This is a genomic window from Streptomyces sp. NPDC052064 (genome assembly GCF_055585925.1).
This window is the reverse complement of sequence record NZ_JBVJJE010000007.1, coordinates 492,982-503,221: the sequence shown is the minus strand read 5'-3', so window position 1 is coordinate 503,221 and position 10,240 is coordinate 492,982. Positions and strand designations below refer to the sequence as shown.

Annotated in this window: 11 protein-coding genes and 1 rRNA gene; 10 read left to right on the top strand and 2 right to left on the bottom strand. The window is 71.4% G+C overall.

What is annotated here, in order from left to right:
• Nucleotides 1-177: 177 nt before the first annotated feature.
• The 3 genes from rrf (at nucleotide 178) to ACZ6TU_RS21965 (ending at nucleotide 2,290) form a co-directional block, all read left to right on the top strand.
• Nucleotides 178-294 (top strand): 5S ribosomal RNA (gene rrf / locus ACZ6TU_RS21975).
• 218 nt (nucleotides 295-512) lie between these two features.
• Nucleotides 513-1,670, top strand: a complete 1,158-nt coding sequence (locus tag ACZ6TU_RS21970) for a hypothetical protein (RefSeq protein ID WP_469550420.1) — start codon at nucleotides 513-515, stop codon at nucleotides 1,668-1,670.
• Nucleotides 1,562-2,290, top strand: coding sequence for a tetratricopeptide repeat protein (locus ACZ6TU_RS21965; protein WP_467675930.1), 729 nt, complete (start codon nucleotides 1,562-1,564; stop codon nucleotides 2,288-2,290). Before ACZ6TU_RS21970 ends, ACZ6TU_RS21965 begins: the two co-directional genes overlap by 109 nt.
• 63 nt (nucleotides 2,291-2,353) lie before the next feature.
• Here the strand turns inward: ACZ6TU_RS21965 and ACZ6TU_RS21960 are convergent, their stop codons facing one another.
• Nucleotides 2,354-3,646, bottom strand: coding sequence for a DUF1015 family protein (locus ACZ6TU_RS21960; protein WP_469550389.1), 1,293 nt, complete (start codon nucleotides 3,644-3,646; stop codon nucleotides 2,354-2,356).
• Nucleotides 3,647-3,718: 72 nt separating this feature from the next.
• On the opposite strand from ACZ6TU_RS21960, the gene ACZ6TU_RS21955 reads away from it, so the two are divergent.
• From ACZ6TU_RS21955 to ACZ6TU_RS21940, 4 genes are all read left to right on the top strand, one after another.
• The gene (locus ACZ6TU_RS21955; RefSeq protein WP_467675881.1) at nucleotides 3,719-4,750 is read left to right on the top strand and encodes an HAD hydrolase-like protein; all 1,032 of its coding nucleotides are present in this window, start codon (nucleotides 3,719-3,721) and stop codon (nucleotides 4,748-4,750) included.
• 107 nt (nucleotides 4,751-4,857) lie between these two features.
• Complete coding sequence (locus ACZ6TU_RS21950; protein WP_469550386.1) at nucleotides 4,858-5,901, top strand: FecCD family ABC transporter permease; 1,044 nt, start codon at nucleotides 4,858-4,860, stop codon at nucleotides 5,899-5,901.
• Nucleotides 5,898-6,938, top strand: coding sequence for a FecCD family ABC transporter permease (locus ACZ6TU_RS21945; RefSeq protein WP_467675877.1), 1,041 nt, complete (start codon nucleotides 5,898-5,900; stop codon nucleotides 6,936-6,938). The genes ACZ6TU_RS21950 and ACZ6TU_RS21945 overlap by 4 nt, the downstream gene beginning before the upstream one ends.
• On the top strand, nucleotides 6,935-7,807 hold the full coding sequence (locus ACZ6TU_RS21940; RefSeq protein WP_467675875.1) for an ABC transporter ATP-binding protein: 873 nt from the start codon (nucleotides 6,935-6,937) through the stop codon (nucleotides 7,805-7,807). Before ACZ6TU_RS21945 ends, ACZ6TU_RS21940 begins: the two co-directional genes overlap by 4 nt.
• Here ACZ6TU_RS21940 and ACZ6TU_RS21935 read toward each other — a convergent pair.
• Nucleotides 7,791-8,138, bottom strand: a complete 348-nt coding sequence (locus tag ACZ6TU_RS21935; protein WP_467675873.1) for an SCP2 sterol-binding domain-containing protein — start codon at nucleotides 8,136-8,138, stop codon at nucleotides 7,791-7,793. The two genes, ACZ6TU_RS21940 and ACZ6TU_RS21935, sit on opposite strands and share 17 nt — an antisense overlap.
• Before the next feature lie 42 nt (nucleotides 8,139-8,180).
• On the opposite strand from ACZ6TU_RS21935, the gene ACZ6TU_RS21930 reads away from it, so the two are divergent.
• Genes ACZ6TU_RS21930 through ACZ6TU_RS21920 form a run of 3 tightly spaced genes read left to right on the top strand, consistent with a single transcriptional unit; the run spans nucleotide 8,181 to nucleotide 10,181 of the window.
• Nucleotides 8,181-8,456, top strand: a complete 276-nt coding sequence (locus ACZ6TU_RS21930; RefSeq protein WP_467675872.1) for a hypothetical protein — start codon at nucleotides 8,181-8,183, stop codon at nucleotides 8,454-8,456.
• A 7-nt stretch (nucleotides 8,457-8,463) separates the two neighbouring features.
• A complete protein-coding gene (locus tag ACZ6TU_RS21925) occupies nucleotides 8,464-9,279 on the top strand; it encodes a TlyA family RNA methyltransferase (RefSeq protein WP_467675870.1) in 816 nt (271 codons plus the stop codon).
• Complete coding sequence (locus ACZ6TU_RS21920) at nucleotides 9,276-10,181, top strand: NAD kinase (protein WP_354749996.1); 906 nt, start codon at nucleotides 9,276-9,278, stop codon at nucleotides 10,179-10,181. The genes ACZ6TU_RS21925 and ACZ6TU_RS21920 overlap by 4 nt, the downstream gene beginning before the upstream one ends.
• The last annotated feature ends 59 nt before the right edge of the window (nucleotides 10,182-10,240 follow it).

Sequence of the window (10,240 nt, the reverse complement as noted above, 5' to 3'; positions counted from 1 at the left end):
GTTGATAGGCCGGATATGGAAGCACGGTAACGTGTGGAGTTGACCGGTACTAATAGGCCGAGGGCTTGTCCTCAGTTGCTCGCGTCCACTGTGTTAGTTCTGAGACAACGAACGGTTGTCGGCTTTGAGCAGAACAACAATTGAAGAGTGTGCTTGTTCGCTCGAAACCATTAGGGTTTCGGTGGTTATAGCGTAGGGGAAACGCCCGGTTACATTTCGAACCCGGAAGCTAAGCCTTACAGCGCCGATGGTACTGCAGGGGGGACCCTGTGGGAGAGTAGGACGCCGCCGAACAATCTTTGGAAGGACCCCTGGTCACCAGCGTTCAGCTGGGGACCAGGGGTCCTTTTTGTTTTTGCACTGCGCGCTGGGCACCCGGCTGCGCGAGAATGACTTTGCGGTACCGAAGACAGGAGTCACCATGTCCACCAACTCTCCCGACGACCGACCGGAGCGCGACCAGCGGCGACGGGAGGGTGATCGGAGCGACCGCGGCGGTCAGCGCGGGGAGCGTGGAGACCGTGGAGGCTTCCGCCGGAGCGACCGGAGCGACCGAAGCGACCGGGGTGAGCGAAGCGACCGCGGGGAGCGCGGTGGCTTCCGGCGTGACGACAACCGGGGTGGTGGCTTCGGCCGGCGCGACGACCGTGACCGAGGGCCGCGCAGGGACGATCGTGACCGGGGTGGGTTCCGGCGTGACGACCGCGGTGACCGTCCCTCCTTCCGCCGCGACGACCGCGGTGAGCGTCGGGATGACCGTCGGGACGACCGGGGTGACCGGGGTGACCGGGGTGACCGGGGTGACCGGGGTGACCGGGGTGGCTTCCGGCGTGACGACAACCGGGGTGGTGGCTACGGCCGGCGCGACGACCGTCGGGGCGATGTCCGACGCGGAGACGACGACCGTGGGCAGCGCGGTGGATTCCGACGGGATGACCGTCGGGACGACAGGCGTGACGACCGTCGCGATGACAGGCGTGAGGGCGACCGCGGCGGGTTCCACCGCCGTGACGACCGCGGAGAGCGTCGGGACGACCGGGACCGTGGCTTCCGTGGCGATGACCGGGACCGTGGCTTCCGCGGTGACGACCGGGACCGTGGCTTCGGGCGCGACGGCGATCGCGGTGGTTTCCGGGGCCGCGACGACCGACGGGATGCCCGTCGTGACGACCGACGCGACGACCGACGGGATAACCGTCGTGACGAGCGCCGTGGGGACGACCGTGGCGACCGTGGCGGTTACCGGCGCGATGATGCCCCTCGGGGCGGGCGTGGCGGATTCCGGCGTGACGACGGTCCTCGTCGCGAGCGTGGTGAGTTCCGTCGGGACGACACCCGAGACACCCGCGACACCCGTGGTGACCGCGACAGCCGCGGCGACCGTGGTGGTTTCCGGGGCCGGGACGACCGTGGCGGGCGTGGGCCGCGGCGCGACGATCGCGGTGGGCGGCCCGGGGGCTTCCGGGGCCGTGACGACCGTCGCGACGACCGGCGTGACGACCGTCGTGGCGGCGGCCGGTTCCGTGAGGAGCGCGAGCGGGACAGGGAGCCGATCAAGCGGCTGCCGATCCCCGAGGACGTCACGGGTGAAGAGATCGACAAGGACGTACGGCAGGAGCTCCAGAGCCTGCCGAAGACGCTCGCGGACGATGTCGCGAAGAACCTCGTGATGGTCGCGCGGCTCCTCGACGAGGACCCCGAGGGCGCGTACGGCTACTCCAGGGTGGCGCTACGGCTGGCGTCGCGTGTCGCCGCCGTGCGGGAGGCCGCCGGATTCGCGTCGTACGCCAGCCAGAAGTACGGCGAGGCGCTGGCCGAGTTCCGGGCCGCCAAGCGGATGACCGGGAACATCGATCTGTGGCCTGTCATGGCCGACTGCGAGCGTGGGCTCGGCCGGCCGGAGAAGGCGCTGGACATGGCCGGGGCACCCGAGGTGCATAAGCTCGACAAGGCCGGGCAGGTCGAGATGCGGCTCGTCGCGGCCGGTGCGCGGCGGGACATGGGGCAGCTGGACGCGGCCATCGTGACGCTTCAGAGCCCGGAGCTGGCCTCCAACTCCGTGCAGCCGTGGACCGCGCGGCTGCGGTACGCCTACGCCGACGCGCTGCTGGCGGCCGGGCGGGAACGCGAGGCGCGGGAGTGGTTCGCGAAGGCCGTGGAGGCCGACCGGGACGGCAGCACGGACGCCTCGGACCGGCTCGCCGAGCTGGACGGGGTGGATTTCGTGGACGCCCTGGCCGAGGAGGACGAGGGTGAGGGCGGCGACGCCTCCGCGGAGGAGAAGGACTGACGTTGCGTGAAAGGGGCGGATTCCGGTCGGGATCCGCCCCTTTCGTGTTTCAGGACCAGCGCGTCAAAGGTCCAGCGCGCGCAGCACCAGGCCCGATGCCGGCTTCGGGCCGAACGACGTCGACTTGCGTGGCATGGTGACGCCCTGTCTGGCCAGGCCGCGGACGACCTCTTCGCGGACCGGGTGCATCAGCACGGCCGTACCGCCGTCGCGTTCCGCCTTCGCGACCGTGGCGGCCGTGTCGTGGATGTAGGTGATGTGCGCGGGGGAGTCCTCTGGGATGCGCCAGACGTGGTCGAGGAGCGTGGCGTGCAGGACCGTCGCGTCGAGGGTGCGCCAGGCCGCTGGGCGGTCGGCAGGGATCGTGCGGGCCAGGAGGTCCGGGTCCGGGCGATCGACGAGGTGGAAGGCACCGTCGCCGGCGAGCAGGAACGCGTTGCCCGCGCAGGCCGCGTCCGCCAGCGCCTCCAGGGCCTCGGACAGCGGGACTTCGAGGCGGCGCACGCGGAAGTGGCCGTCCAGGGCGGCCGCGGCGTCGCCGACCGGCAGGCCGTGGAGGAGGCGGTGGATGGCGCGGACGCGGAGGGGGTAGCGGGCCGTGTCGACCAGGAGGACCAGGCCGTGGTCCCACGGGCTGGGGGAGGGGTGCTCCGTGCGGAGGCGGCGGTAGGTCGCCCAGCGGTGGTGGCCGTCGGCGATGAGGGCCTGGTGATGGGCCAGGTCGGTCTGGATCGTGGCCAGGTCGCCGGGGGCGGTGACCGACCACAGGCGGTGGCTGAAGCCGTCCTCCGTGGTGGTCGCCAGGAGCGGTGGCTGTTCGGCGGTGCGCTCGATCAGGTCCGCCGTGGCGTTCGTCGAGCCCGCGCCGCGGTAGGTCAGCAGGAGGGGTTCGAGGTTCGCGGAGGTGGCCCGCATCAGGGCCGCGCGGTCGGCGACGATGTGCGGCATGACGTCCTCGTGCGGCAGCACCACCTGCTCGGCCGGGTCCGACACGCGCAGGGCGCCGATGACGCCGCGTTGCAGCATGCCGTTGCCGTCCCGCTGCTCGTAGACGTACAGGCCGGGGTCCGGGTCGGTGGTCAGGACGCCCTCGGACAGCCAGCGGCGCAGGGTCTTGGCGGCCTGGTCGTTGCGGGTGCTGGGAGTGGCGGCCTGGGGGAGGATCAGACGGACGATGTTGTACGGGTCGGCGGACTGGAGATGGTTCACTCCGTCGGGGCGGACGACGACGTCGTACGGCGGGGACGTCACTGCGGCCAGGCTGCCGACCCGGTCGGGGTCGTAGCGAAGGCCTCGGAACGGGGTGAGTTCCAGGCCTCGGCGCTCCGTTGCTTCCGAGTGACCTGCTGTGTTCATCCCGGCATCGTACGGGTGTCGGTGGCATGGGGGATGATCGGGGGAAAGCCGTCGAACGAGGAGCGATGCGGGATGAGCCGGAGCGTCAGGACGAGGCCCGAGGGCAGTGGGCAGGCCCTGAGCGAGGCGTACGACACGGCGTTGCTCGACCTGGACGGTGTCGTGTACGCGGGCGGGAGCGCGATCGCGCACGCGGTCGAGTCGTTGGCCACGGCCCGGACGGGCGGGATGCGTCTGGCCTACGTCACCAACAACGCGCTGCGGACTCCCGGCACGGTGGCCGAGCACCTGACCGAGCTCGGCATACCGACGGGCGCGGACGATGTCATCACCTCGGCGCAGGCGGTCGCGCGGCTGATCAGTGAGCAGGTGCCGCAGGGCGCCCGGGTGCTGGTGATCGGCGGTGAGGGGCTGCGGGTGGCGCTGCGCGAGCGCGGGCTCGTGCCCGTGGAGTCCGCGGACGACGATCCGGTGGCGGTGGTGCAGGGGTACGGCGGTCCCGAGCTTCCGTGGGGCCGTTTCGCGGAGGCCAGTTACGCCGTCGCGCGCGGTGTGCCCTGGTTCGCCTCGAACACCGACCTGACGATTCCGAGCGGGCGTGGGATCGCGCCGGGCAACGGCGCGGCGGTGGAGGTCGTGCGGATCGCCACGGGCGCGGAGCCGCAGGTCGCGGGCAAGCCGTTGCCGCCGATGCACCGGGAGACCATCCTGCGGACCGGGGCGAAGCGGCCGCTGGTGGTGGGGGACCGGCTGGACACGGACATCGAGGGCGCGTTCAACGGGGACGTCGACTCGCTGCTCGTCCTGACCGGGGTGACCGACGGCGCGCAGCTTTTGGCCGCGCCGCCGCAGCACCGGCCGACGTATGTGGACGCCGATCTGCGCGGGATGCTCAGCGGCCAGCCGGATGTCGACGCGGCGGACGACGGTGGGTTCCGGTGCGGTGGCTGGACGGCGACGGCCGGTGCGGACCGGCTGGAGCTCGAAGGGGACGGCGAGGCGCTGGACGGGCTGCGCGCGTTGTGCGCCACGGCGTGGACGGCCGCCGGTGCGGGTGTGTGCGAGCTGGACGGGGGGAAGTCGCTGGCGAGGCTGGGTCTTTGAGTGCCGGTCGGCTCCGCGGTTCGCGGGCACGTTCCGGCCGGGCGTCCGTGGCGGCGGCCGGGCTCCGGAATCGAGATCAGATGGCAGGGTAGGCTAACCTAACCTGCGTGTTGGTCGAGAGTCCCCCTGAACAGCGCGCGGAGACCGCCCCCGCGCCCCCGACCCGACGGGTGATACGTGCCTTTGGGCTCGTTTTGGCCGTCGCGCTCCTGGTGCTCGTCGCGCTGGCGAGTATCGCGATCGGAGCGAAAGAGCTGTCCCTCGGGCAGGTCTGGCACGGCTTGTTCGAGGACTCGGGGACGTACGGCGACATCGTCGTCGCGGAGCGGCTGTCGCGGACCGTGCTCGGGCTGCTCGCCGGCGCCGCCCTCGGCCTGGCCGGGGCGGTTCTCCAGGCGCTCACGCGTAACCCGCTGGCCGACCCCGGACTGCTCGGCATCAACGCCGGTGCGTCCGCCGCGGTCGTCACGGCCGTCACCTTCCTCGGCATCACCTCGCTCAGCGGCTACGTCTGGTTCGCGTTCTTCGGCGCGGCCGCCGTCGGGGCCCTGGTGTGGTTCCTCGGCGGCAGCCGGGGTGCGACGCCGGTGCGGCTCGCGCTCGCCGGCACGGCGCTCAGCGCCGCGCTCTACGGCTACCTCCAGGCCGTGATGATCATGGACGACGCGGCGCTGGGCAAGATGCGGTTCTGGACGGTCGGTTCGCTGTCCTCGGCGAGCGACTCGATCATCAGGCAGGTCGTGCCGTTCCTGCTGGCCGGCATGGTCCTGGCGCTGGCCCTGTCCCGGCCGCTCAACGCCATGGCCATGGGCGACGACACCGCCAAGGCGCTCGGCGCCAACCTGAACCGGACGCGGGCGCTGTCCATGCTGGCCGCGACCGTGCTGTGCGGGGCGGCGACCGCGGCCTGCGGGCCGATCGTGTTCGTCGGGCTGATGGTGCCGCACGTCGTGCGTTCCTTCACCGGGCCCGACCTGCGCTGGATCCTGCCGTACGCGGCGATCCTGTCGCCCGTGCTGCTGCTCGGCGCCGACGTCATCGGCCGGATGGTGGCCCGGCCCGCGGAACTCCAGGTGGGCATCGTCACCGCGATCCTCGGCGGACCGGTGTTCATCTATCTCGTACGACGGCGGAGGACGGCGCAGCTGTGAAGACCACCAACCGTGCTGTGAGGACCCCGGGCGGGCTCTCCGTACGCCTGGACGTGCGGGCCTTCACCGTCGTGCTCCTGCTGCTGGTCGCGGCGCTCACGGCGAGTGTCGTGCTCATCGGCACCGGCGACTTCCCGATCCCGGCCGCCGACGTGCTGCGGACGCTGTTCGGCGAGGGCAACGCGGGCCAGGAGTTCATCGTCAACGAACTGCGGCTGCCGCGGGTCCTGGTCGGCCTGCTGGTCGGTGCCTCGCTCGGACTCGGCGGCGCGCTCTTCCAGTCCATCTCCCGCAATCCGCTGGGCAGTCCGGACGTGCTGGGCCTCGGGCAGGGGGCGACGGCCGGCGCGCTCACGGTGATCGTGCTGTTCTCCGGGAGCGCGAACGAGGTCGCCGCCGGCGCGCTGGTGGGCGGCCTGGTGACCGGTCTCGCCATCTACGTGCTCGCCTGGAAGCGGGGCGTGCACGGATACCGGCTGGTGCTGGTCGGTATCGGCGTCTCCGCGATCGTCACGGCGGTCAACGGCTATCTGCTCACCAAGTCCGACATCGTGGACGCGGCCCGCGCCGTCGTGTGGATGACCGGATCCCTCGACGGCCGTGACTGGGCCCAGGTCTGGCCGCTGCTCGGGTTGTGCGCCGTGCTCGTGCCGTTGGTCCTCAGCAACGCGCGCGGGCTGCGGATGATGGAGATGGGCGACGACGTGTCGTACGCCCTCGGGGTGCGGGTGGAGCGCGTACGGCTGTTGCTGATGGTGGCGGCCGTGCTGCTGACCGCGTCCGCGACCGCCGCTGCCGGTCCCGTCAGCTTCGTCGCGCTCACCGCGCCGCAGCTGGCCCGGCGCCTGACCCGTGCGCCGGGCCCGAACCTGCTGGCCTCCCTGTGCATGGGCGCCGCCCTGCTGGTCATCGCCGACTGGCTCTCGCAGCGGGCGTTCGGCGCCGAGCAGTTGCCCGTGGGTGTGGTCACCGGCGTGCTCGGCGGCGTCTACCTGCTGTGGCTGCTGGTCACCGAACGCAAGGCGGGCCGGATATGAGCAAGAACCGAAGGAGCACCGTGAACCGTCTGTCCGCCGAGAACGTCACGCTCGCCTACGACCAGCGGGTGATCGCCGAGCAACTGTCGGTGGAGATACCCGACAACTCCTTCACCGTGATCGTCGGCCCCAACGCGTGCGGCAAGTCGACGCTCCTGCGGGCGCTGTCGCGGATGCTCAAGCCCAGTGAGGGCCGGGTGCTGCTCGACGGCCAGGCCATCCAGTCGATGCCCGCGAAGAAGGTCGCGCGGACCCTCGGTCTGCTGCCCCAGTCGTCCATCGCGCCCGACGGCATCACCGTCGGCGACCTGGTGGGCCGCGGTCGCTATCCGCACCAGGGCATCCTGCGCCAGTGGTCGACCGAGGACGAGCGGGTCGTCCAGGAGTCGATGCGGCAGACCGGCGTCGCCGAGCTGGCCGACCGGTACGTCGACGAGCTCTCGGGCGGTCAGCGCCAGCGCGTGTGGATCGCCATGGCACTCGCCCAGCAGACGCCGCTGCTGCTGCTCGACGAGCCGACGACGTTCCTGGACATCCAGCACCAGATCGACGTCCTGGACCTGTGCGCGGAGCTGCACGAGGAGCAGGGGCGCACGCTCGTCGCCGTGCTGCACGACCTCAACCACGCCGCCCGCTACGCCACGCACCTCATCGCCCTGCGCGAGGGCCGGATCATCGCTGAGGGCGCGCCGAAGGACATCGTCACGGCCGACCTGGTCGAAGAGGTCTTCGGGCTGCGCTGCCAGGTCATCGACGACCCGGAGACGGGCACGCCGCTGGTCGTGCCGGCGGCGCGGAAGGCACGCGTCGGGGCGGCAGGGACAGGGGCCGAGAAGGTGGCCAGTACGGCCGCTACAGAAGCTTCCTGAGCTGGAGCAGGTCACGCACACCGGCCTGCAGTTTCACTCGGCCCGAGCCCCAGGCCCTGGCGAAGTTCAGCTCGCCGCCGACCAGCGCCACCAGGTCGTCGCCGGTCATGGCCAGCCTGATGTCGGCCTTGTCGGGCGGCGGTCCCGGGACCGTGTCGCGCACGTCGATCCGCCCGCCTTGCATGCGGCCGACGAAGGTGACGTCCAGGTCCGTGATGTGACAGCTCACCGAACGGTCCAGGGCCGCTGCCTCGCGGACGTCCCCTTCGGCGCGCTGCATGTTGTCCGAGAGCTTGTCGAGTGCGCTGCGGCACTCCTCGATCGTGGCCATCGCGATCGACGGTACCGCAGCGGTTCGCGGTAGCGTCAGGGCATGGACGACGCAGTTCCCGGGACTCCGGTGGTGGCGGAGGAAGAGCCGGAGCACGACCCCGCCGCCCCCGCCCCCCTGAACGTGCCCCGCACCCCCACGGGCAACGCCGACGTGGACGCGGTCCTGGACCGGCTCGGCGACGCGGACCACCTCGCCACGGACGGACACGTCGAGGTGTACGAGGATGTACACCGGGGGCTGCGCGACGCGCTCACCGCGCTCGACGCCCGCCCGGGACCCCCGGTGCCCCCGCGGCCGCACGAACACAGGAGCTGAACACACCGTGGCAGGAGTCGCTCGCCGCCGTCTCGACGCGGAGCTGGTCCGCCGGAAGCTCGCGCGCTCGCGTGAGCATGCCGGCCAGCTGATCGCCGCCGGGCGGGTTTCCGTCGGCAAGACCGTCGCGACCAAACCCGCCACGCAGGTGGAGACCGCGGCCGCGATCGTCGTCGCGGCCGACGACAACGATCCCGACTACGTGTCGCGAGGCGGCCACAAGCTCGCCGGCGCGCTGGCGGCGTTCATGCCGCAGGGCCTGGTCGTCGAGGGGCGCAGGGCGCTCGACGCCGGCGCGTCCACCGGCGGTTTCACCGATGTCCTGCTGCGGGCGGGCGCGGCCCATGTCGTCGCCGTGGACGTCGGGTACGGACAACTCGCGTGGTCCCTTCAGAACGATGAACGGGTCACCGTCAAGGACCGTACGAACGTACGCGAGTTGACACTTGAAGAGATCGATGGGGAGCCTGTGGATCTTGTCGTGGGGGATTTGTCCTTCATCCCGCTCGGGCTGGTCCTGCCAGCTCTGGTGCGGTGCGTGAAGCCGGACGCGGACCTGGTGATGATGGTCAAGCCGCAGTTCGAGGTGGGGAAGGAGCGGCTGGGCAGCGGGGGAGTCGTACGCAGCCCCCAGCTGCGGGCCGAAGCGGTGACGGGGGTGGCCGGTAAGGCCTGGGGACTGGGGCTCGGGGTGAAGGGCGTGACGGCCAGTCCGCTGCCCGGGCCGTCGGGGAATGTCGAATACTTTCTGTGGCTGCGGGCCGGGGCACCGGAACTGGACCCGGCCGATGTCGACCGTGCAGTGGCGGAGGGGCCGCGTTGACCGAGAACCGAGCTCGTACTGTTTTCCTGCTCGCCCACACGGGGCGGCCCGCCGCCGTGCGCAGTGCCGAGCTCGTGGTGAAGGGGCTGCTGCGCTCCGGTCTTGGCGTGCGCGTCCTGGAGGCCGAGGCGCGTGACCTGCCGCTGCCGGACGAGGTGGAGCTGGTCAAGGAGGCCACTCCGCAGTGCCTCGACGGGTGTGAGCTGCTCATCGTGCTGGGCGGTGACGGCACGCTGCTGCGCGGTGCCGAGTTCGCGCGGGCGTCGGGCGTGCCGATGCTGGGCGTCAACCTCGGGCGCGTCGGGTTCCTCGCGGAGGCCGAGCGGGACGACCTCGACAAGGTCGTCGACCGGGTGGTGACCAAGGCGTACGAGGTCGAGGAGCGGATGACCGTCGACGTCGTGGTGCACCGCAACGGGGACATCGTGCACACGGACTGGGCGCTGAACGAGGCGGCCGTGCAGAAGGTGTCCGCCGAGCGGATGCTGGAGGTCGTCCTGGAGATCGACGGGCGGCCGGTGACGGGGTTCGGCTGTGACGGGATCGTGTGCGCGACGCCCACGGGGTCGACGGCGTACGCGTTCTCCGCGGGCGGGCCGGTGGTGTGGCCGGAGGTCGAGGCGCTGCTGATGGTGCCGATCTCGGCGCACGCCTTGTTCGCGAAGCCGTTGGTGACATCGCCGGATTCTGTGTTGGCTGTGGAGGTTCTGCCACACATTCCACCGGGTGTGCTGTGGTGTGACGGGCGGCGGACGGTGGAGTTGCCGCCGGGGGCGCGCGTGGAGGTGCGGCGGGGGGCTGTGCCGGTGCGGCTGGCCCGGCTGCATCACGCGTCGTTCACGGATCGGCTGGTGGCCAAGTTCGCGCTGCCCGTTTCCGGGTGGCGGGGGGCGCCTCACTAGCGGTTTGTGCGTATGGGGGGAGGGGGCTCGTCGTCGGCGGGGGCGGGGCTTTTGTGGCT